At 36.4% G+C, this 21937-nt stretch carries 21 protein-coding genes and 2 tRNA genes; 9 read left to right on the top strand and 14 right to left on the bottom strand.

Translation table 11 applies throughout. The features are described from left to right. Positions 1-181 precede the first annotated feature (181 nt). The gene (locus tag M2306_RS14840) at positions 182-2305 is read right to left on the bottom strand and encodes a Tex family protein (protein ID WP_259189238.1); all 2124 of its coding nucleotides are present in this window, start codon (positions 2303-2305) and stop codon (positions 182-184) included. 56 nt (positions 2306-2361) lie between these two features. On the opposite strand from M2306_RS14840, the gene M2306_RS14835 reads away from it, so the two are divergent. Further along, a complete protein-coding gene (locus M2306_RS14835; RefSeq protein ID WP_002988488.1) occupies positions 2362-2625 on the top strand; it encodes a DUF1294 domain-containing protein in 264 nt (87 codons plus the stop codon). A 26-nt stretch (positions 2626-2651) separates the two neighbouring features. On the opposite strand, the gene M2306_RS14830 is transcribed toward M2306_RS14835, so the two are convergent. The 4 genes from M2306_RS14830 to M2306_RS14815 all read right to left on the bottom strand — a co-directional run bounded on the left by M2306_RS14830 (position 2652) and on the right by M2306_RS14815 (position 6601). Next, complete coding sequence (locus tag M2306_RS14830) at positions 2652-3065, bottom strand: hypothetical protein (protein WP_115092057.1); 414 nt, start codon at positions 3063-3065, stop codon at positions 2652-2654. Continuing rightward, a complete protein-coding gene (locus M2306_RS14825; RefSeq protein ID WP_259189239.1) occupies positions 3049-4353 on the bottom strand; it encodes an AAA family ATPase in 1305 nt (434 codons plus the stop codon). Before M2306_RS14825 ends, M2306_RS14830 begins: the two co-directional genes overlap by 17 nt. Positions 4354-4508: 155 nt before the next feature. Next, a complete protein-coding gene (gene rpiB / locus M2306_RS14820) occupies positions 4509-4940 on the bottom strand; it encodes a ribose 5-phosphate isomerase B (RefSeq protein WP_002988491.1) in 432 nt (143 codons plus the stop codon). A gap of 47 nt (positions 4941-4987) precedes the next feature. After that, a complete protein-coding gene (locus M2306_RS14815; RefSeq protein ID WP_259189240.1) occupies positions 4988-6601 on the bottom strand; it encodes an AMP-binding protein in 1614 nt (537 codons plus the stop codon). Between the two features lie 692 nt (positions 6602-7293). Between M2306_RS14815 and rnr the strand changes: the two genes are divergently transcribed. The 3 genes from rnr (at position 7294) to M2306_RS14800 (ending at position 10928) form a co-directional block, all read left to right on the top strand. Beyond that, positions 7294-9471: a ribonuclease R gene (rnr, locus tag M2306_RS14810; protein ID WP_115092060.1), complete on the top strand. Its 2178-nt coding sequence runs from the start codon at positions 7294-7296 to the stop codon at positions 9469-9471. Position 9472: 1 nt separating this feature from the next. Then, a complete protein-coding gene (locus tag M2306_RS14805; RefSeq protein ID WP_115092061.1) occupies positions 9473-10141 on the top strand; it encodes a head GIN domain-containing protein in 669 nt (222 codons plus the stop codon). Between the two features lie 109 nt (positions 10142-10250). Continuing rightward, positions 10251-10928: a LysE family translocator gene (locus M2306_RS14800; RefSeq protein WP_115092062.1), complete on the top strand. Its 678-nt coding sequence runs from the start codon at positions 10251-10253 to the stop codon at positions 10926-10928. Positions 10929-11073: 145 nt separating this feature from the next. Here M2306_RS14800 and M2306_RS14795 read toward each other — a convergent pair. The 3 genes from M2306_RS14795 to folB form a co-directional block, all read right to left on the bottom strand. Then, a tRNA-Pro gene (locus M2306_RS14795) sits at positions 11074-11148 on the bottom strand. A gap of 241 nt (positions 11149-11389) precedes the next feature. Beyond that, positions 11390-11460, bottom strand: a tRNA-Cys gene (locus tag M2306_RS14790). Positions 11461-11547: 87 nt separating this feature from the next. After that, the gene (gene folB / locus M2306_RS14785; RefSeq protein WP_115092063.1) at positions 11548-11904 is read right to left on the bottom strand and encodes a dihydroneopterin aldolase; all 357 of its coding nucleotides are present in this window, start codon (positions 11902-11904) and stop codon (positions 11548-11550) included. A gap of 129 nt (positions 11905-12033) precedes the next feature. Here folB and M2306_RS14780 point away from each other — a divergent pair, with 129 nt between their 5' ends. From M2306_RS14780 to M2306_RS14765, 4 genes are all read left to right on the top strand, one after another. Next, positions 12034-13716: a glutamine--tRNA ligase/YqeY domain fusion protein gene (locus tag M2306_RS14780; protein WP_259189242.1), complete on the top strand. Its 1683-nt coding sequence runs from the start codon at positions 12034-12036 to the stop codon at positions 13714-13716. Positions 13717-13822: 106 nt separating this feature from the next. Beyond that, entirely contained in the window at positions 13823-14164 is a 342-nt protein-coding gene (locus M2306_RS14775; RefSeq protein ID WP_002988509.1) for a YtxH domain-containing protein, read from the top strand. Positions 14165-14185: 21 nt separating this feature from the next. Further along, positions 14186-14536, top strand: a complete 351-nt coding sequence (locus M2306_RS14770; protein WP_002988511.1) for a hypothetical protein — start codon at positions 14186-14188, stop codon at positions 14534-14536. A gap of 21 nt (positions 14537-14557) precedes the next feature. Next, entirely contained in the window at positions 14558-14803 is a 246-nt protein-coding gene (locus M2306_RS14765) for a DUF6327 family protein (RefSeq protein ID WP_002988515.1), read from the top strand. A 106-nt stretch (positions 14804-14909) separates the two neighbouring features. Here M2306_RS14765 and M2306_RS14760 read toward each other — a convergent pair whose 3' ends face one another. Further along, positions 14910-15398: a cytochrome P460 family protein gene (locus M2306_RS14760; protein WP_259189244.1), complete on the bottom strand. Its 489-nt coding sequence runs from the start codon at positions 15396-15398 to the stop codon at positions 14910-14912. Between the two features lie 7 nt (positions 15399-15405). Continuing rightward, positions 15406-16344, bottom strand: coding sequence for a cytochrome P460 family protein (locus tag M2306_RS14755; protein ID WP_259189245.1), 939 nt, complete (start codon positions 16342-16344; stop codon positions 15406-15408). 176 nt (positions 16345-16520) lie between these two features. Between M2306_RS14755 and M2306_RS14750 the strand changes: the two genes are divergently transcribed. Further along, positions 16521-17612: a LytR/AlgR family response regulator transcription factor gene (locus M2306_RS14750; protein ID WP_259189247.1), complete on the top strand. Its 1092-nt coding sequence runs from the start codon at positions 16521-16523 to the stop codon at positions 17610-17612. Between the two features lie 143 nt (positions 17613-17755). Here M2306_RS14750 and M2306_RS14745 read toward each other — a convergent pair whose 3' ends face one another. From M2306_RS14745 to gltX, 4 genes are all read right to left on the bottom strand, one after another. Beyond that, entirely contained in the window at positions 17756-18688 is a 933-nt protein-coding gene (locus M2306_RS14745) for an SPFH domain-containing protein (protein ID WP_115092068.1), read from the bottom strand. 65 nt (positions 18689-18753) lie between these two features. Then, positions 18754-19719, bottom strand: a complete 966-nt coding sequence (locus tag M2306_RS14740) for a lipocalin family protein (protein ID WP_259189248.1) — start codon at positions 19717-19719, stop codon at positions 18754-18756. A 79-nt stretch (positions 19720-19798) separates the two neighbouring features. Then, positions 19799-20347: a hypothetical protein gene (locus tag M2306_RS14735; protein WP_259189249.1), complete on the bottom strand. Its 549-nt coding sequence runs from the start codon at positions 20345-20347 to the stop codon at positions 19799-19801. A gap of 46 nt (positions 20348-20393) precedes the next feature. Then, a complete protein-coding gene (gltX, locus tag M2306_RS14730; protein WP_115092070.1) occupies positions 20394-21905 on the bottom strand; it encodes a glutamate--tRNA ligase in 1512 nt (503 codons plus the stop codon). Positions 21906-21937: the final 32 nt, after the last annotated feature.

Genomic DNA, 21937 nt, shown 5'->3' with positions numbered 1-21937 from the left:
TATTTGTACGAACAAAAAAAGCACCCGTTAAAAACAATATTTAACGGGCACCTCACTTATAAAACATAATAAAAACACTACTTAACTTATATCTTCTTTTTGTTATGACTAAAAAGATTTTTCTTTTTCCTATCAAATAGAGTTACAAATACTATGCCAAGTTATGTTTTTCGTTGTATTCTTATAAAATCATGGATAATTGGATGCGTTTTTTCGCCTGATCCACATCTACCACCTTCACTTGTACATGTTGGTGTAGTTTTACTACTTCATTGACATCCGACACGAAACCTTCCTTCAGTTGTGAAATATGAACCAACCCACTTTCTTTGATTCCAACGTCTACGAAACAACCAAAGTTGGTAATGTTGTTGACGATACCAGGTAACACCTGCCCTATTTTCAAATCGGACATTTGCTTTACGGAAGGATCAAATTCAAATACTTTAGCGGCTTTACGTGGATCTAATCCTGGTTTTTCCAACTCTTTGACAATATCTGTTAGCGTCAAAATACCAATATCTGCAGTTTCGTATTGTTTAACATCAATCTGTTGAATAGTTGTTGGATTAGAAATCAATTGATCCACTGTTATTTTCAAATCCTTTGCCATTTTCTGTACAATAGGATAAGCCTCTGGGTGTACAGCCGAGTCATCCAAAGGGTTTTCTGCATTTTTAATGCGGATAAACGCCGCTGCTTGTTGGTACGCTTTTTCGCCTAAACGCGGTACTTTTTTCAAGGCTGCACGGGAAGTAAATGCTCCATGTTCCGCTCGATATTGCACTATATTTTCTGCCATTTTCTCACCAATACCAGACACATAACTCAACAGGGATTTACTCGCTGTATTGATGTTGATTCCCACCTTATTTACACACTTCATGACCACAGCATCCAATTCACTTTTCAACAAGGTTTGATCTACGTCGTGTTGATACTGTCCTACACCAATGGATTTAGGGTCAATCTTTACTAATTCTGCTAATGGATCCGCTAATCGTCGTCCAATAGAAACCGAACCTCTTACCGTAACATCATAATTGGGAAATTCTTCTCTCGCTATCTTGGATGCAGAATACACCGATGCCCCTGCTTCATTGACTACAAATACTTGTACGGGTTTATCAAAAGCTATTTTCTTGATGAAAAACTCGGTTTCTCTTGAAGCTGTTCCATTTCCAATAGCAATCGCCTCAATGCGATACGAATTCACCATTGATCGCACCTTTTTCATGGCAATCACACTGTCTTTTTGTGGAGGATGCGGATAAATGGTTTCATTGTACAACAAATTGCCATTTTCATCTAAACAAACAATTTTACACCCTGTTTTATACCCCGGATCAATCGCTAAAATGCGCTTTTCTCCTAATGGTGAAGCTAACAACAATTGAGCTAAATTATCCGAGAATACAGCAATGGAATTGGCATCCGCTTTCGCTTTCGCTTCTCCTAACACTTCATTAGACAACGCTGGTTCTAATAAACGCTTATAACTATCTGCAACAGCCTTTTGTAGATGTGATGCAGCATCGCTCTTCCCTTTAATAATCGTTTGTTCGATGAATTGTATTGCATCTTCTTTGTCTACGGCAATATTCATGCGAATGTAACCTTCCTTTTCTGCGCGCAATACCGCTAATAGTCGATGTGCAGGCATTTTATATAAGGGTTCTGACCACTCAAAATATTGTTCAAATTTTTGAGCGCCTTCTTCTTCCACTTTTGCTTTTACTACCTTGGTCGTTACAACAGCTTCACGCTGAAACTTTCTTCTCAATGCTTTGCGAATAAACAAATGCTCATTGATCCACTCTGCGATAATATCACAAGCCCCTTGTATGGCTTTTTCTACATCTTCTACTTCCTTCGTAATATATTTTCTTGCAATAGATTCAATATCCGTTGCATTTTGTGCCATGATTACTTTAGCCAAAGGTTCTAATCCTAAAGCCCTAGCCGTATCTGCCTTGGTTTTACGCGTCTTTTTATATGGTAAGTACAAATCTTCAATTTCAACTAAATCAAAGCTTTGTTCGATTTTATTGCGCAATTCATCTGTCAATTTCCCTTGCTCTTCAATAGAAGCTAAAATAGATTCTTTGCGCTTTACAATTCCCACGTATAAATCGCGGTATTTGGCAATCTTTTCAATGGCAACTTCATCTAAATTTCCAGTTCTATCTTTTCTATAACGAGCAATAAAAGGAATGGTACAGGCTTCATCTAACAAGGCTAATGTGTTTTCAATGCTCTTGGTAGAAGCATCCAAGGCTTGTTGAATAAAATGAATCAACGTCATAATATATTATTTTAAGAATAGCTAAAATACTACCTTTGCGCCAATAAATAAATGAGATGAAGTTTTTATTCTTTTACATTTTTGCGATCAACTATATTACGTACTCTATGTTCAAGATAGACAAGGAGCGGGCGCAAAAGCAGAAGAATAGGATTTCAGAAAAAAATCTGCTTACGCTATGCTTCTTAGGCGGCAGTGTAGGAGGGTGGCTTGCAATGCGCCACCTGCGCCATAAAAATGCCAAGCAAAGCTTTAAATTGAAGTTTTATGCAGTATTTATTATACAAGTTGTTTTGTTTTTTGCCTTGTTTAGAAGATAAAAGCAAAAATAGGAGGGAAGATCTAATTAATACTTGTACTCTCGTTGATTAGAAGCAATCTCCAAATCGCAAGCATATCTATTTTGTAACGTTTTCTTCTTCATTTGAATAGAGGTATCTATTTTTGGTACCTTGGAACAAATTACAAAAGCTTTTCGACTGTTTTTAGATGCTTTACCTACCTCTTCAATTGTTACGATTACTTGCCCGAGTGCCTTATTTATATCTTGTCCTTTTAATTCGATATAAAAGTCATCATTAGCCGTCACTAGCATAAAATCACAAGCAGTACTATTTTGAATATGACAACCGTCAATCTTAATCTTGGTAGATTCTACTTTCTTACTATTGATTAAGGTTAATTTTCTTCCATTTTCTTGAAAAACAAATTTGCTACGCGAATCTGTTTCTTTACAGTCGTTATCAATTTTGTCCAGCATACTCAATATCTAATAATTGATCAAATTCTCTTCCGATGGTATTAGAAACCTCATCTAACAATTCTGCATTAATAATTCCATTCTCCTTATCCATTAAATCTGTTGCTCCTGTTTTTTGAACTGCATAAGCACTAAAAAGACTTGCGTCTAATATTGTATCTTGATCAACGACCTTTTCAACTGCTGATCTTCTTGATTCATCCTCTTTGATAAGATTTCCTGCATACATTAAATTATTAAAAGAAGTCAAAATATATGGGCTATGAGTTGTAATAAAAATCTGGAAATTATCAGGGTTACTTGTATAGACTTTAGCCAAAAGATTTACAATCGATTTTTGTGCAGTTGGAAACAAATGAGCTTCGGGTTCTTCAATATACAAAACACCCCCTTCTGTTTTCCACGTTTTTTCATAAATAGCTTTTAAAATTAATAACATAGGCAAGGCCTCTTGTTGACCAGAAGACACATTTTTTAACTCTACTTTTCTCTGGTCTTTATGAAGTATATACGCTTGATTATCATTTTCTTTAACATACCTACCTCCCATAACTTGATCAACTAAAGCATTAAACGTATTGCTACGCTCTGATGATTCCCAAAATAAAGTATTCATTGCTTCAAAGTCTCCTAAGAGTTGATACATTGATCCAAATCTCAACATAAATGAATCCAATCCAGCATCTATTTCTCCTTTACCTTCAACAATGGAATAAATATTTCTATTGATCGTTGAAAAAAAACTACGCCCCGCAGGAATAAACACTTGTTCTACTAATTTTTCATTGAACTTTTCTGAAAGTTTTAATCTCAAAAAAGTTTCTATTTCATTTCGCTGTTTTAGAAACTCACTTATACCTAATTCTCTAGCTTTTAAAGGACTATATTGCTTATTTACCAAAATAATTTCATTCAATATAGCTGTATACTCCTCTGGCAATACAATTCTTATTTCTCCTTTTTCATCTCCTTTCACAACAAACGTCAATCCATTTATACTACTATACGAAATTTCAAATTTGCTCCCTGATTTCCACGCACTTCTGTCAAACATTTTACGAAAACTAACAATCATATTCCTTTCGTGATTCTCAAGTGTTTCCATCACAACAATTCCTTGTCTGCTTCCTAAATTATACAAGGTCTCCTTAAAAAAATACAGCAACTTCACCACCACACTTTTTCCCACACCTTGAGGGCCAATTAGTATATTAATCGGCTTAATATCTAAATCTAGTTTCTCTATTCCTGCAAAATTTCGTATTGCTATTTTCTCCATGTTTTCCATTGCACTTACTTTTAAGAAAGACCTTATAAAAATACAATTTATTCTTCATAAATAAGAGTTCTAATAAACCCTTTGGCTATATTAATAGGCAAAAACAAAAAAAGGCATTTACTTGCGTAAATACCTTTTCGTTATCTTGAATACTTGTTCTGTACTTAAGAACAAGCAATTTTATTCACTCGATTAGCATGACGACCACCTTCAAATGCGGTATTCAAAAACGTTTCAACCATTGCTACAGCTTGTTCAATAGAAGTAAAACGAGCAGGAATACTGATCACATTGGCATCATTGTGTAAACGCGCTAATTCTGCAATTTCTTTTGTCCAACACAAGGCACAACGTACCCCTTGGTGTTTATTGGCTGACATCGCAATTCCATTTCCACTTCCACAAATAACAATACCGAAATCTACGGTTCCATTTTCCACTGCTGTGGCTACTTGATGTCCAAAATCAGGATAGTCAACAGAATCGAAACTATCTGTTCCATAATTTGTTACTTCATATCCTTTGGCTTGTAAAAAGTCAACAATGGCCTTTTTATAAGCTGGCCCTGCGTGATCATTTCCGATTGCTATTTTCATGTTTTCGTTGTGTATGTGTTCATGGACAAAGGTAAAACTTTTGCCTTTTATAATCCTAATTCTTCAACAGCTATTTGACGCATTTCCACCTTTCTAACTTTACCTGAAATGGTCATCGGAAAAGAGGAAACAAACTTCCAATATTTCGGAATGCGGTAATGGGCGATTTTCTGATCACAAAATTCACGCATACTCTCAGCAGTCGCTGTTTTATTTTCTTTCAGAATAACCCAAGCCATTACTTCCTCCCCATATTTCTCGCTAGGTACACCGATTACCTGTACATCAGCTACATCGGGATGCGTGTATAAGAAATCTTCAATCCACTTCGGAGAAATATTCTCTCCACCGCGAATAATCAAATCTTTGATACGTCCTGTAATTGCAATAAATCCTTCGTCATCCATCGTCGCTAAATCGCCCGTATGCATCCATCTATTTTCGTCGAGTACTTCCGCAGTTAGGGTACGGTTATTCCAATATTTCAACATCACAGAATACCCACGCGTACACAATTCACCCGCTTCCCCTCGTGGAACAATACCACCAGTTTCTGGGTCAACAATTTTGATTTCCAAGTGATCTTGAACCGTTCCTACGGTACTCACTTGTTTTTTGATATCAATGCCAATATGGGTTTGCGTCGATACCGGTGATGTTTCTGTCATTCCATAACAAATACTGATTTCATCCATATTCATTTCCGTTTTTACGCGTTTCATCACGTGCTCTGGACATAGTGAACCCGCCATAACTCCCGTACGCAAAGTCGAAAGGTTGTATTTTTTAAAATCGGGTAGTTGTAATTCGGCAATAAACATGGTAGGTACCCCATACAGTGAGGTACATTTTTCGCGTTCTACTACTTCAAGTGTTTTAGCCGGATCAAAGCTATCGTTGGGAATGATGATGGTTGCGCCATGAGAAGTACAACAGAGGTTGCCAATTACCATCCCAAAACAGTGGTAAAAAGGCACCGGAATACACACGCGGTCTGCCGCTGTATACTTCAATCGAATTCCGATGAAATAACCGTTATTTAAGATGTTGTGATGCGTTAACGTTACTCCTTTTGGAAACCCAGTTGTTCCGGAAGTATATTGAATATTCACTGCCTCTCCAAATTGTACAGAAGCTTCAATTTCATTAAAAATGGCTGCATCGACCTCATTTCCTTTGGATACAAATAAGTCCCATTCTTCCCCTAAGAAGACCACTTCTTTCAAAGAGGGGCAATCTTCACGTACCATCGAAATCATTTTTCGATAATCACTCGCTCTATAAGATTCTGCAGAGATAATGGCCTTGATTTCAGATTGATTCACGGCAAATTCTAACTCATGCGCACGATATGCAGGATTTAGATTGACTAATATTACGCCCACGCGGGCTGTAGCATATTGCAACAACACCCATTCATAGCAATTTGGAGCCCAAATTCCCACGCGATCGCCTTTCTCAATTTGCAAAGCCAAAAGGGCTTTTGCTACTTGTGCGGTTTGTTGATGAAACTCGCGGTAGGTGGCTCTGTAATTTTGATGCGCACTAACTAAAGCTTCATTATCGGGATATAATTCCGTTATTTTTCTCAAATTCTCGCCAATTGTTTCCCCTAATAATGGAATACTAGAAGCCCCATGTACGTAAGATATTGCTTTCATTGTTTGTTTTAGTTTTTTACTGGTTGGTTTTTCTAAAGTACAAAAAAAAGTAGAGGTTTGCTACTTCGTCCTAATGCTTATACGCTAAAATACTTACTTTGTTCATGCCAAATCACTAAACGAAGGCCAATCACTGCCTCGTAATAAGAAGGAGAATTCTAGGAGATTACTTGGACTATAGTAGGAGTATGCTTCGACTATTCTTGGAGTATGCTTCGACAAAACATGGTTCTACCCAAGTAAACTCCAAGCATACTCCAAGGAATGTCGAACAAAACCCAATCCAGAACAGTTCGACACACGAACAAGAATAATGTGTGTTTCTAATTTAGTAAAAAGGCGTGATTAATTCCCTTATTTCAAATGCGTTTTAAGAGAAAAAAGAAATAAATGCGGGCTAAATGAGAAAAAAGAAATACTTTTGGCCTCAGTTTTCCAAGTGAATTACACTTTTTAAGGAATTTGACGAGAAAAAACCCATTGAAAAGACTTAGACCTCAACTGATTTTTCTTGTGTCCTTTACCAAAAAATGAAAAACTATATTTTGATATAGTGAAGATTAGCACACTTTTTAGCCCAAGTAATTCACAATAATAACACAAAAAAAAGACTTTTGTTCCTTAGAATAAAGAGTATTTCGTACATTTAAACAACTTTCCATAACCAATAGGTTGGGAAAAAAACTCAAAAAATGGCAAAAAAAATTAAACATAAAAAGAAAAAACAATTTGATTTTTCGAATAAGATTTTAAAATTTTTAGGAAAAAATCCTTCAAAATCTTATAACTATAAACAAGTGGCTGCCCAATTAGAAGTAGTAGATACCCAAGGCAGAAATGAAATTATTAAAGAACTTAAATTCTTACTTTCCAAAACCCTAATTGAAGAAGTTGAACTAGGGAAATATCGCTTTGTACCTAAAGCAAATTACGTGGAAGGTCATATTGATATGACAAGTAAAAAAACAGCGTATTTAGTTAGTGAGGAGTTAGAAGAGGATGTATTCATCCCAACGAACAATCTAAATAAAGCGTTGGATGGCGATTTAGTTAAGGCTTATATCTACAACAAGCGAAAAGGAAGAAAACCAGAAGGAGAAGTTGTGGAAGTTTTAGAACGCCACCGCACACAATTTGTTGGAGTTATTGATATCCAGAAAAACTTTGCTTTTGTTACGACAGCAGATGCAAAAATGTATACAGATATCTTTATTCCGAAAGACAAGTTTTTAGGAGCACAACCAGGAGATGTTGTTTTGGTTGACTTAGAAGATTGGCCGGAAAAAGCAGACAGTCCGTTTGGTAAAGTAGTCAAAGTATTAGGAAAGCAAGGGGAACACAATACAGAAATCCACGCTATTCTAGCAGAATACGGATTACCCAATGAATTTCCGAAAGAAGTAGAGGAGTTTGCCAACAAACTAGATACTTCTATTCAGGAAGAAGAAGTAGCGAAACGCCGTGATATGCGTGAGGTATTAACCTTTACCATTGACCCAAAAGACGCGAAAGACTTTGATGATGCCTTATCTTTCCAAACGTTAGAAAACGGAAACTATGAAATTGGGGTACACATTGCAGACGTATCACACTATGTGCGTGAAGGTACAATCTTAGACGATGAAGCCTTTCATCGTGCTACTTCTGTGTATTTAGTAGATCGTACTGTTCCAATGTTACCGGAAGTATTATCGAACTTCGCGTGTTCACTTCGACCACATGAAGATAAATATACTTTCTCAGCGGTGTTTGAGATGAATGCAAAAGGTGAGCTTGTCAATTCTTGGTTTGGTCGTACGGTAACGCATTCAGATCAACGTATGGCGTATGAAGAGGCACAATACATCATCGAAACACAAGATCGCACCATTCCAGAATCAATTTCTATTACTGGAGAAGTGCAGGAAATCAGTGAAGAAGTGGCACATGCAGTACTAACGATGAATACATTGGCGCATATTTTACGTCAAAAACGAATGAAAGCAGGGGCTATATCTTTCGATAAGGTAGAAGTAAAATTCAACTTAAACAGTGAAAGCGAGCCTGTTGGTGTTTTCTTTAAGGAAGCGAAAGACGCCAATCACTTGATTGAGGAGTTCATGTTATTAGCCAACCGCAAAGTATCTGAATTCATAGGTAAACAGAAGAAAACGTTTGTTTATCGTATTCACGATGAACCCGATCAAGATAAATTATTTGGCTTACAAGCGATAATTTCAAGATTTGGGCACTCATTAAACTTTAAATCTCGAGATACGATTTCTAAATCGTTAAATGAGTTATTGAAAAACGTACAAGGGAAGAAGGAACAAAACTTGGTTGATACGTTAGCGATTCGAAGCATGAGTAAAGCGAGCTATTCGACTCAAAATATTGGACACTACGGTTTAGCATTCGATTACTATTCACACTTTACATCGCCAATTCGTCGTTATCCAGACGTGATGGCTCATCGTTTATTGGAGTTTTACCTACACGGTGGGAATTCAGTAAATGCGGAAGAGTATGAAACGAAATGTAAGCACTGTTCAGCGATGGAGAATCTAGCAGCCAATGCAGAGCGCGATAGCATCAAATACATGCAGGTTAAATACATGCAAGATCAAAAGGACAAAGCATTCACTGGAGTTATCTCAGGCGTTACCGAATGGGGTATTTATGTGGAAATCATTGAGAATAAATGTGAAGGAATGGTGCGTATACGCGAGATCAAGGAAGATTATTATGTATACGATGAAAAACAATATGCACTAATCGGTCAAGCGACACACAATACGCTCCAATTAGGGGATACTGTTGTTGTTTCGGTTAAAAATGCAGATTTAGTAAAAAAACAATTAGACTTTAATTACATACAAAAACTAAGCTAAGATGAAGAAAATTGCTTTATTATTTGTTGCACTTTGTGGAACTATCGGTTTTGCACAAGAAGTAAAAGAAGTAGGGGAGTTTAAGCGCGTAAATGCTTTTGACAAAATTGAGCTAACCTTAATTCCTGCGAAAGAAACAAAGATGGAGGTTTCCGGAAGTAATACAGAAGAAGTCACTTTTGTAAACAAAAATGGAAATCTAAAAATTAAAATGAATTTTGCCAGCAGTTTCCAAGGGGGTAATACCCAGGTGAAATTGTATTATAAAGAGCTGGAGGAAATCATTGCAGAAGAAGGCGCTAGTATTGAGAGTAAAGAGGTTGTGAAAGCAACAAACTTAACGATTCACAGCAAAACAGGTGCTTCTGTTACCTTAAAAGTAGAGGCTGAAAAACTAACCGTGAGAAGTTATACGGGGGGTACAATTAGCCTAACTGGAAAAACAAATACACAAGATATTCTAGCTAATGCTGGAGCTACGGTGTACAATGAAAAATTAAAAAGCAACCAAACCACTGTAACTGTAAATGCTGGTGGTATTGCCAAAGTAAATGCAACAGATTTAGTAGATGCTAAGACTAGAGCAGGAGGAGAAATTATCATCTTCGGCAAGCCTAAAAAAATAAATGAAAAGGTTGTAATGGGCGGTAGCATTAAGAAAGAGAACTAAAAGTATTTATTTTTTTCCTGCGCTAATGTCATAAAAAGCCGTACCTTGCAATAGGTAATTAACATAGGTGCCAATATATCAAGTATATTGGCATTTTTAATTGTGGTAAATGATCGATGATTTAATTACAGGTGTTACCTTAGGTTTCTTCCTAAGTTTCATGATTGGGCCTGTTTTTTTTATTCTTATTGAAACAAGTATAACAAGGGGAATTCGAGCAGCTCTTGCTTTTGACATGGGCGTAATTCTCGCCGATGCTTTGTTCTTCACCATCGCTTTTTTTAGTAGTTTTCGCTTAATCAACTCCATCAAAGATGATCCTGCTTTATTTATTTTTGGCGGATTATTGATGTTGACCTATGGGATTATTTCCTTTGTTAAGCTCAAGAAAGTGCAAGTACACACCATTCAAATTGCACCGCCTAACCTAAAAAGAGAATACCTCAACTTATTTGTCAAAGGATTCTTGTTGAACTTTATCAACGTAGGGGTTTTAGGCTTTTGGTTGGCAATTATCATCACGTTAGGCCCTCAGATGGATATGGATACCGAACGCATGTTTATCTTCTTTTTATTCGCTATTAGTGCCTATTTTATTACGGATATATTCAAAATATTATTGGCAAAGCAATTGAGAAAGAAACTAACCGCCGAAAACATCCTCAAAGTGAAGAAAATCAGCAGTATTCTACTGATCATTTTTGGCTTTGTTATCATGATTAAAGCCTTTATTCCAACATCAGCTAAAGAATTAAACCTACCTCTCCCAAAAATAGAACGAAAATAATAGAGATAAAAAAAGGAAGCCAATGGCTTCCTTTTTTGTTGAATATCTTGTATAAACGTCCACTTGTTTTAAAACAATAGACGATAAACTATTCGCCTATCAATAAACAAAAAAAGCCCTAACTTTCGTTAGAGCTTTTAGTAAGTCGGGGTGGCAGGATTCGAACCTGCGACCTCCTGGTCCCAAACCAGGCGCGATGACCGGGCTACGCTACACCCCGCTTTCGGTATCGTGAGTGCAAATATACGGCAAAAATTCAATCTGTCAATAGTTTCAGCTACTTTTTTTACATAAAATTTATTTTTAGTTGTAAGTGGTTAAGAATTAGGCAGAAATGGGTGAGGGTGGGGTGAAGGTGAGGTGGGGTGAAGGTGAGGTGGGGTGAAGGTGAGAAGGTGTGCTTGAATATTGTACCAAAAAACATAAACGAAAAAAGGATAGCTTTCGCTATCCTTTTTCTGAGGCATCGAGCGGATTCGAACCGCTGTAGACGGTTTTGCAGACCGCTTCCTAGCCACTCGGACACGATGCCGTATCCATTAATTGGATGCAAACTTACTACTATTTTTTAAATTTAAAAACCTATTTAGTGAGTTTTTTGCGCCCAATGCAATGAAAACTATCTAACTCCCTGCATTTCAACAGTTACGTATTCTACATCTCCGCCAATTGGTGGGTTAATTTTTGAAACAGCCACCGTTACTTTATCTACGAGCTTTATTTCTAACAGTATGCGATCAATAATACGTTGTACAACTGTTTCTAATAGATTCGAACGCTTGTCCATTTCTTCTTTGACAATTTGGTTCAACTGCACATAGTCAACTGCATATACTAGCTGATCTGTTGCTGCAGCATCTCTAAAACTCCCTGCTGCTGTTACATCTACACGGTATTCTGACCCGATTTTTGCTTCTTCTGGCATACAGCCGTGGAACGAAAATGTTCTGATATTGTTGAGTCTAATAATCCCCATGATATCCTTCTTTATAGTTTAAAAGCTAAAATTACGACTATTTTTAGTTAGATATCCTCTTTTGTCTGGGGAAAATACGTCAAACTTCTATAGTTTTTTGATACCTTTGTAGTTATAATATTTATATCCATGTCAACAAAAGAGAAATCATTAAATTTTATTGAGCAAATCATTGAAGAAGATTTAAAAAATGGTTTGCCAACAGAAAAACTACATTTCCGTTTTCCGCCTGAGCCTAATGGTTATTTACACGTAGGTCATGCGAGTTCTATTTGTTTAAACTTTGGATTGGGATTAAAGTACAATGCGCCAGTAAACTTGCGTTTTGACGATACGAATCCCTCAAAAGAAGAACAGGAATTTGTTGACGCAATCAAATACGATGTAGAGTGGCTAGGATATCAATGGGCAAATGAAGTTTATGCCTCGGATTATTTCCAGCAATTATACGATTGGGCAAAACGCATGATCCAAGAAGGGAAAGCTTATGTAGATAGTCAGACTTCAGAGGAGATGGCCCAACAGAAAGGAACACCAACAGTAGCAGGGGTAAATAGCCCTTATAGAGATAGAAGTGTAGAAGAGAACCTTGATTTATTCAAACGAATGAAAAAAGGGGAATTTGCAGAAGGAACTCATATTTTACGTGCTAAGATTGATATGGCACATACCAATATGTTAATGCGCGATCCTATTATGTACCGCATCATCAACAAAGCACACCACCGCACACAAAACGATTGGTGTATTTATCCGATGTATGACTGGGCACATGGAGAAAGTGATTACTTAGAAAGCATTTCACATTCCTTCTGTACGCTTGAGTTTTTACCACACAGAGAATTATATGATTGGTTCTTAGATCAAGTGGTAGAGGAGGAGAATATCCGTCCAAAACAACGTGAATTTGCACGTAGAAACTTATCACATACGGTTGTAAGTAAACGCAAATTAGCGAAACTAGTTGCTGAAGGTCATGTAACAGGATGGGATGATCCTAGAATGTCTACGATTTCGGGTTTAAGAAGAAGAGGGTATACGCCAGCTTCAATCCGCAACTATGCTGATACAATTGGAATTGCAAAACGCGATAACCTAATTGATGTTTCGTTGTTGGAATTCTGTGTTCGCGAGGATTTAAACAAAATCGCTCCACGTGTGATGGCGGTTTTAGATCCAGTGAAATTAGTGATTACGAACTATCCTGAAGGGCAAGAAGAGTGGTTAGATGCAGAAAACAACCCGGAAGAAGAAGTAATGACATTCAGAACGGTTCCTTTTTCAAGAGAATTATACATCGAGAGAGAAGACTTTAAAGAAGAAGCGAATAGCAAATTCTTCCGTTTAACATTAGGAAAAGAAGTACGTCTTAAGAATGCTTATATCATCAAAGGAGAAAGCGTAATCAAAGATGAAGAGGGTAATATCACGGAAATTCACGTAACCTATGATCCAGACAGTAAAAGTGGAAGTGGATCAGAGGCAAGTAAACGAAAAGTAAAAGGAACGATTCACTGGGTTTCTATTCCACATGCAGTAGAAGCAGAGATTCGCATATACGATCGTTTATTTATCAATGAAAATCCAGATGGAAATAAAGAAGTAGACTTCTTAGAATTCATCAATCCGAATTCGCTATCAGTAATCAAAGGGTATTTAGAGCCTAGTTTACAAGAAGCGAAAGAAGGAGATAAATTCCAATTCCAACGCATGGGATACTTCTGTGTAGACAAAGACAGTACAGCAAATCACCTTGTATTTAACAAGACTGTAGGACTTAGAGATACATGGGCTAAACTAGATCAGAACTAATATTTTTTAGTAATAAAATTCAAAAAAGGTGTTTTTAACGTTATATTAACGGGTAAAAGCACCTTTTTTTATTAACTTTATGAGATAACCATAAAATTTAATTATTATGTCAGATCGTTTAGGTAGTACATTAGCAGCTTTAGTAGCTGGAGCAGCAATAGGAGTAGGTATTGGAATACTGTTCGCTCCTGATGAGGGAAAGAAAACGAGAAAAAAAATCAGAAGATCGTTTGATGAGTCGAAAGATGAGCTTTCCCACAAAATTGATGATTTAAAAAAACAAGTGCGCAGTGTTGTCGATCGCAAATCAAATAGCATCGAAGATGGTATTGAGGATTTCATCAATTCAGCTGGTAAAAAAAGAGATGAGGTAATTTCTGCTTTAGAGCATAAATTAGCTGAGCTTAAAAAGCAAGGAAAAGAATTGGCAGAAAGCGCAAAAAAATAATCCGTTTATAACAACAGAAGCATGGCATTCCAAGAAATCAAAAACAACATTAACGAAATAAAGGAGCATTCGGAACAATACCTCAATACGAGTATGGACTATTTCCGTTTGTGGGGGCTTAAGATTACGGCAAAAACTGCAATCATTTTCATGACTGTATTTGCGGTAGGTGTCTTTTTCCTGCTTTCGCTATTCTTTGTCTCTTTATTTGCTGCAATCGCCATTGGCGAGCAAGTAGAGAGTAAATCGCTTGGTTTCCTCTACGTTGGATTATTTTATTTATTAATTAGCATTGTTGTCTTTACTTTTCGAAAATATATTGTCGATAGACCCCTAATTAAAAAGCTTTCAGAGGCTATTTTTAATGAGTAAGACCGTAAATATTACACTACTATGAGAAAGAGTTATTCCTCCTTTGAGCAAATTAATCAAGATTTACAGATTTTACGTATTGAAAGGGAGATCCATTATCAGAAAATTAATTTGGCTTTTGACGAATTGAAAGAAGATGTGGCGCCGCAAAATCTAATTAAAAACACATTGGGTTCGGCTGGATCTTTATTGAGAAACTCTGGTGGTATACAGACTTTACTCGTTACGTCTATTTTGAAGTATTTCATTCGAAAGTTTAGAAAATAAAACAGCTAATCACAACTGATAGCATTCAGGTTATCCTATAGAAAAGGTAATAGGAGTAGATTTTTTGTATGATACAGAAAATTCGCTCTTATTACCTTTTTCATTTTTATTTCACTTCAGGGCTACTTGCCTTCTGCTGTTCTAGCATATATTGGATTCTTTCCGTCTCGTTTAAAGGCTTCTTTTGCAGTTTTCCTTGTGCATCATAACAGCTATATGCTATTGTTTCTTCTTGAACCACTTCAATTCGCTCTATCTGTTTTATTTGTTTTGGAACCACTGCACCAAACCAATCTTCATCTGCTTCAGATTCCCAAAGAACCCCATATAAAACCGTTCCTACAGGATACGAAGGATGTTCAGGTGATTGAGAAAAATTAAAAGCAGTCGAATTTCCATAAACAACCAACATACTTTGGTCCTTAGGATATAGACAACAAGTAAGCACTTGAAGCGACTGTGGGTTTTCTGGTACATCCCCAAATGGATAAAACACTAGTGATTCTTTCAACTCTAAGGATGCTTTTGAGGTATAACTCAATGCAACCATCCCGATAATTCCTCCAACAATTATTTTTAGGTCTATTCGTCTCATCCGTTTTCTATTTTAAATCAAAAGGTTTGGTAAAAACGTAATCTCTTTCTTTTTGCGGTTTATGGCAATTCATGCATTCCATTACAAAAGCCTTGGTTTCACCATACGGCTTTAACTGAGGTCCTTTCCATCTTGCCCAGCCCCAACCTGCAGTATACTTGTATTTGTGAGCATCTTTCAACATAAATTCGACCTGTACAAATTCTCCCATTGAAATACTTCCATCCTCATTTACCTGTTGTTTCCAAGCAGCTTTCGCCAAAATGGTACCATCTGGCCAAGGATCTGTCTTCTGATTGCGGATGGCCTCTACTGCCTTGTCATTGCCGTAAATAATCCGCATCGTTCCATTATCAAAGCGATCTGACATACTGATTACAGTCCAATTTCGATAATCAGCAGGATACGCAATTCGATTTACAGTAGATTGAATCTCTCCTATCACTTGGTTTTCTTCCTCTTTGTTTAGCTCCTCTTCCTGCGTTTTATTCTTTTGAATCATGTCCGTTGGTACAGGTGTTGTTCTACGAAGTAAATAGTCTTTTAAAAGCTTAATTTCTTGCTCTGTTACTTTTATTTCTGGATGAATCCACTGATAAGAAGATAATGGCATCTCTTTTGCTAGTATCTTATTTACGGAATAAAAAAGCTTTGCATTTTGTTGATTGGTATCCAATTCTTCCCATTTTGAAAAATCCATGGCTTGTTTCCCTTTTATAATATGCCCATAAACGACATTTTTCAAAGGAAATATTTTGTCATACCATCTCAAGGTCGTTTGAGATGAATGACAATCAAAGCAAGATTTTTGTAAAATATCCTGAATTTCTTCTGGTACTCCACTCAACGTATCTATTGGTTTATGTGGAGGTTCATCTGGCCCCATGATATATAATAATACCAATAGAAATACAGCGAAGAAAAGGATTACATAGTTCTCTTTCATCTGATTTACGATTTACATTATACAAGCAAAACTAGTATCAACTCTATCGTTCTGAAACAAAAAATAGGTGAATGAGCATTAATAGCAATTAAAATGGAATAGTAGGCTTTGAAACAAAGTGCAGAAAAAATAGCTCTAAATTAAAAACAACGAAAAAAATTCATCTCTTTAAAAAAATGACAAAAAATAAAGCAAATACTCTTATTTTTTTGGTACTTACTACCTCAACTATACTAAGCAGTATTGGGTTGTTCTATTATTTTTATACCCACGCTCAAGAAGTGCTTATCGAACAAAAAATGCAATCGGGGCAGCGTGAAATACGCGAAATCGGAATTTTATTGGAACAACAGCTACAGCTAGGCCTACCGCCAGCTACAGTACAGCATCATCTGCAACAAAGCATTCTCAATACAGATTCACAACGAGAATTTGTCTGTATGTATAATACAGAGGGCATTGAACTATGCCATCCCAACCTTACCATGGTAGGTACAAAAGTGAACAGAGAAAATTCCATTTTTTTTAAAAACGGCGTACAACATCCTTTTCTATCTATTTTAGAAGAAGGAAAATTAACGCAAGAGATTCGCACCTTTGATCCCCAAAGCCAGCGTGATTCTGAAATTTTACATATTTACCCTGTAAAAGGAACAAATTGGCTGTTAGCTAGCCACATTAACATCAAAGTATTTCAAACCGAATTAAACTATTTATTTCAAAAATTTTTACTCGCTACTGTTCTTACAGGATTAATGCTGATAGGAAATTGTTTTTGGTTCATCCACTTGATTTACAAAAAGAGAGAAACAGCAATTGACGTTCATCTCTCTGATTTGCATGATACCATTTTTCGTTTAAACGTTATGAATCAACTCTTGCAACAAAAGCTATATCAAGTAGGAGACACTCCCAATGAGGATGAACCAAGTAAAAAACGGCTGATTGCGTATCAAAAAGATAAAATAATCACTATTGATACGTCTGAAATTATTTTTATAACGTTACAGCACGGGATTGTTTCTGTTCGCACCACACACAATAAAACCTATACCTTGAATCAAACCTTAGAAGAATTGATGCAAGGCTTAGATCCGAAGCGATTTTACAGAGCTAATCGACAGTATATTTTACCTATTACCGCTATTGAGAATATTTGGATTTATGGTCGAAATCAATTGAAAATTGAAACGGTATTCAAAAGTATTGATCCCATTATCATCAGCAAAAATAAAGCGGCTGATTTTAAAAGATGGTTAGATCAATAATTAATCTTTATTACGGCTGCCCATAAAAAAAACAAGCTTGAGCAAATAAATTACTCAAGCTTGTGTCGTTGATTCTATGTATTGAATCTATTATCTAAAATAAAGCCTTTATAGGCCTTTTCTTTCCTTTTACTACCCTAGGACTATTCGTGTGCGTTATCTTTCTTAGAAGGCTTAGATGATGCTACAACATTCATTTCAGATACTTTTGCACTCGCAGCAAAAGACGTAACCATATTTGTTAGCATATCACTTGCTGCAGTAGGAGAATTAGGCAATAAGATTAAGTTTGATCTTGAATCTGCTCCAACTGCTTGTAGTGTATCGTAGTGTTGAGTTACCACAATCAGGGCAGAAGCCTCTTGAGAGTTGATTCCCACTTTATTCAATACATCCACACTTTCTACCAATCCTTGAGCAATCTCGCGGCGTTGATCTGCAATTCCTTGTCCTTGTAAACGTTTCGATTCAGCTTCCGCTTTTGCTTTTGCTACAATTCGAATTCTACTTGCTTCTGCTTCGTATTCTGCTGCTACTTTTTCACGATCGGCCGCATTGATTCGGTTCATTGCATTTTTCACTTGAATATCTGGATCAATATCTGTAATCAACGTATTGATGATATCGTAGCCATAAGTCGTCATCGCTTCGTTTAATTCACGTTTAACGGCTATCGCAATATTGTCTTTTCTTTCAAAAACATCATCTAAAATTAACTTCGGTACCTCTGCACGAACTACGTCAAATACATAAGACGTAATTTGATCATGCGGGTATTCTAATTTATAGAACGCATCGTAAACGCGATCCGCAATAACTTTAAATTGAACTGCTACTTTCAGTTTAACGAAAACGTTGTCTTTTGTTTTTGTTTCGATCATCACATCCAATTGCTGGATACGCAAATTTACTACACCTGAAATACGATCAACCACTGGTATTTTCAACTGTAACCCCGAATGACGAATACTTTTAAACTTACCAAAACGCTCTACAATCGCAGAAGATTGTTGCTTTACCGTAAAGAAACTCAGAAACAAGATAATCAATACGGGTACAAGAAATATAAAATACATAACAAAATTTATTTATTCGTACGTTAAAATACAAAAAAAATCTCCATTGCTGGAGATTTTCATACTTATTTCTTTAATTCAAGTTGTACCTCTGCCAAAGCTAACAATGCTGGAGGAATACTACCTGCTAAATCTGGTACTAAAATTGGAATTAGAGCTTCGAATTGATCTCCTTTCGCTTTAATTACCAATTTTGTCGCTGTGTTTTCTACTACATTGACGATCATAGACTGACCGAATAACGCCATGGTCAAGACATTTCCACTAATCGACCAATTCGCTCCCGTTGTCTTTAATTCACAGTTGTCCACGTGATAGTCAAATTTAACCGTTTGATTACTGTTAAAGATCAAGGTATCATCTGCACAATTTTCCTTTTTAGGATAGGCCATATCTGCTACTGTTGAACCCAAAGCATCTACTTTAACGTGCACTGGAATCCATGTACCTACGATAGGTCTTTCATCTACTGCTGCGGCAACTGTAATTTTCACGCGGTTACTGTCTACAAATCCTTGTTTTTTAGCTATCACGTAATATTCCCCTTCTTGGGTAAATGTATGTGGAGAAGTAATTTTAGTATTCTCTATAAATAGCTCCGCATCTGTTATTGTTTCCTCTCCCTCTTTTACAGCAAAACTGATATCTTCTCCTACTGTAATGCTCGTTTTATTTGCTTCTAATTTCAATACTCTAGCAATACCTACTTCAGAAACGATAATCGTAATTTCATTACTCTTGTTATAGCCGTCTTTTTTAGCTACTACTTTATACGTTCCTGCTTTGTCAAAAGTATATGGATTCGTCGCTGCTTTTCCATCAACCTCAATTTTAGCACCTTCTATTACCTCTGTACCTACAGTTACAACGAAAGCTACTTCTTCATTTACGGTTACATCCGTGCCATTAACAGAAGCTAAAACTAACGTTTTAAATTGTTGTTGTTCTGAGCTGTTATCATCACTGCTACAAGATACAGTCCCTGTCATTACTAGAGCTAACAATGAAAAGGTTAAAACTATTTTTTTCATAAAATCATTTTTAGTTAACCATCAAATATACAACTTATTATCACTATAATTTAAAAATAAATTAACGTTACAATATTATTTATTTAACAAAATTAAAATGAACAAATAAAAGTTCTCTTTCACTTGCTTCTATATCTTCTAATTCAGGTAAGTAGGGCTTTAAATCATCCAGTACACTTTGTAGTGGAATAGAGACTTGAAGTTTTCCCTCTGCTTTATCTAGAAGTATACTTTTAAATTCGCGTTTATCTTCTAGTATCACGCCTAGTTCCTCTAATTTATGGTACCATTTGAAGTTAATGGTCTTGCTTGTACCTTGTGAAAGGAACGTTTTGAACTGCCCTGTGTAATCCTGATTTAACGTGAGGATATCTTGGGTACCTAGGGGTTGTAAAAGTTCGTATTTTTTTTCAATTAGTACAGGTCCCAGCAGTGGTTTAACCTCAATAGATTCAGGCTTCCATTCACCAATAAGGTGTTTTTGAATGAATTTCGTCCACTCTTTTTCTGCACGCTCTGCTGTATTATCCTCTTCCTTGGAACACGCTGTACCAAACAGGAGTATCACAGTCAAAATAGCCATCAATTTTTTCATTCCGTATTGATTTATGCCCTTAAAATTACGCATTATTTTTAACAAAAAAAGAGAGCTAACGATGTAGCTCTCTTTCTTTTTATATTGTTGCAATTGCTTGCTTGATTCGCTTTAGCGTTTCTTCTTTTCCGATTAATTCAATGATTTGAAATAAATCCGGTCCTTTCAATTCTCCAACCACACATACGCGTAGCGGTTGCATTACTTTCCCCATCCCGATACCTTGTTCATTGATCCAATCTTTCACTTCTTTTTCAATCGCAGTTGATTCAAAGCTCGTTATTCCCTCAATTACTTGAGCCACTTGCTGCATCAATCCAGCTGTATCCTCTTTCCAGTTCTTTAAGGCTTTTGGATCATACGCTGCTGGTGCCTGGAAAAAGAAATCACTTAATTCAAAGAAATCAGACACAAACGTTGCACGTTCTTTGATTAAAGCTACCACTTGTTCTACATAGGCATCCGTTGCTTCAATTCCCTTTTCTTTTAAGATTACTTGGAACGATTGCGCTAGATCTGCGTCTTTTTGCTGTTTTAAATAGTGCTGGTTGAACCATTTGTTCTTTTCTGGATCAAACTTTGCCCCTGCTTTATGCACGCGTCCTAAGTCAAATTTTGCTACTAGCTCTTCTAAAGAGAAAATTTCCTGATCTGTACCATCATTCCATCCCAACAAAGCTAAAAAGTTAAGCACCGTTTCTGGATAGAATCCCTTTTCGCGATATCCTGATGATTTCTCACCTGAAATAGGATCTTGCCAATCCAATGGAAATACAGGGAATCCCAATTTATCTCCATCGCGCTTAGACAATTTACCGTTTCCTACTGGCTTTAAGATTAACGGCAAGTGAGCAAATTTAGGAGCTTCCCATCCGAATGCTTTATATAGCAATTCATGTAATGGAAGAGAAGGCAACCATTCTTCTCCGCGAATCACGTGTGAAGTTTCCATTAAATGGTCATCTACGATATTCGCTAAGTGATACGTTGGCATTCCATCACTCTTAAATAATACTTTATCGTCTAATAAATTTGTTTCAAACTTAATATCACCGCGAATAAGATCATTCAACAACAAGGTTTCACCTACTGGTGTCTTGAATCGAATTACATAAGGTACATCTGAAGCAATTAACTGGTATACTTCTTCTTTTGACAAGTTTAAAGACGTTTTTAATTGTTCTCTGTTGCTGTGATTATAGATAAACGTTTGCCCAGCTTCTTCAGCTTTCTTGCGCAATTCGTCTAATTCTTCTGCTGTATCAAAAGCATAATACGCCCATCCTGTTTGAATTAACTGGTCTGCGTATTGTTGGTATAAGGCTTTGCGTTCACTTTGTCTGTAAGGTCCAAACTTTTCGTTTTTTCCCATCGTCTCATCAGGAGAAATACCCAACCATTCCAATGCTTCTAAAATATAGGCTTCTGCTCCAGGAACAAATCTATTTTGATCTGTATCCTCGATTCTCACATAGAAAACACCGTTATTCTGTTTAGCAAATAAATAATTAAATAATGCTGTTCTAACACCACCAATGTGTAAAGGTCCTGTAGGACTAGGTGCAAAACGCACGCGAACTTGATTAGCCATTTTGATTCATTATATTTTTACAAAGATACTAC

It is taken from the genome of Myroides gitamensis, assembly GCF_029894455.1.
Lineage (GTDB): Bacteria > Bacteroidota > Bacteroidia > Flavobacteriales > Flavobacteriaceae > Flavobacterium > Flavobacterium odoratum.
The sequence above is the reverse complement of the archived record's forward strand: the minus strand, read 5'-3'. Positions and strand labels throughout refer to the sequence as shown.

Coding starts and splice junctions, on each gene's coding strand:
- rnr (WP_115092060.1), top strand. CDS start 7,294: ATGGCAAAAAAAATTAAACATAAAAAGAAAAAACAATTTGATTTTTCG.
- M2306_RS14780 (WP_259189242.1), top strand. CDS start 12,034: ATGTCAACAAAAGAGAAATCATTAAATTTTATTGAGCAAATCATTGAA.
- M2306_RS14765 (WP_002988515.1), top strand. CDS start 14,558: ATGAGAAAGAGTTATTCCTCCTTTGAGCAAATTAATCAAGATTTACAG.
- M2306_RS14775 (WP_002988509.1), top strand. CDS start 13,823: ATGTCAGATCGTTTAGGTAGTACATTAGCAGCTTTAGTAGCTGGAGCA.
- folB (WP_115092063.1), bottom strand. CDS start 11,904: ATGGGGATTATTAGACTCAACAATATCAGAACATTTTCGTTCCACGGC.
- M2306_RS14815 (WP_259189240.1), bottom strand. CDS start 6,601: ATGAAAGCAATATCTTACGTACATGGGGCTTCTAGTATTCCATTATTA.
- M2306_RS14770 (WP_002988511.1), top strand. CDS start 14,186: ATGGCATTCCAAGAAATCAAAAACAACATTAACGAAATAAAGGAGCAT.
- gltX (WP_115092070.1), bottom strand. CDS start 21,905: ATGGCTAATCAAGTTCGCGTGCGTTTTGCACCTAGTCCTACAGGACCT.
- M2306_RS14760 (WP_259189244.1), bottom strand. CDS start 15,398: ATGAGACGAATAGACCTAAAAATAATTGTTGGAGGAATTATCGGGATG.
- M2306_RS14840 (WP_259189238.1), bottom strand. CDS start 2,305: ATGACGTTGATTCATTTTATTCAACAAGCCTTGGATGCTTCTACCAAG.
- M2306_RS14740 (WP_259189248.1), bottom strand. CDS start 19,719: ATGAAAAAAATAGTTTTAACCTTTTCATTGTTAGCTCTAGTAATGACA.
- M2306_RS14825 (WP_259189239.1), bottom strand. CDS start 4,353: ATGGAAAACATGGAGAAAATAGCAATACGAAATTTTGCAGGAATAGAG.
- M2306_RS14745 (WP_115092068.1), bottom strand. CDS start 18,688: ATGTATTTTATATTTCTTGTACCCGTATTGATTATCTTGTTTCTGAGT.
- M2306_RS14800 (WP_115092062.1), top strand. CDS start 10,251: ATGATCGATGATTTAATTACAGGTGTTACCTTAGGTTTCTTCCTAAGT.
- M2306_RS14805 (WP_115092061.1), top strand. CDS start 9,473: ATGAAGAAAATTGCTTTATTATTTGTTGCACTTTGTGGAACTATCGGT.
- M2306_RS14835 (WP_002988488.1), top strand. CDS start 2,362: ATGAAGTTTTTATTCTTTTACATTTTTGCGATCAACTATATTACGTAC.
- M2306_RS14755 (WP_259189245.1), bottom strand. CDS start 16,344: ATGAAAGAGAACTATGTAATCCTTTTCTTCGCTGTATTTCTATTGGTA.
- M2306_RS14735 (WP_259189249.1), bottom strand. CDS start 20,347: ATGCGTAATTTTAAGGGCATAAATCAATACGGAATGAAAAAATTGATG.
- M2306_RS14750 (WP_259189247.1), top strand. CDS start 16,521: ATGACAAAAAATAAAGCAAATACTCTTATTTTTTTGGTACTTACTACC.
- M2306_RS14830 (WP_115092057.1), bottom strand. CDS start 3,065: ATGCTGGACAAAATTGATAACGACTGTAAAGAAACAGATTCGCGTAGC.
- rpiB (WP_002988491.1), bottom strand. CDS start 4,940: ATGAAAATAGCAATCGGAAATGATCACGCAGGGCCAGCTTATAAAAAG.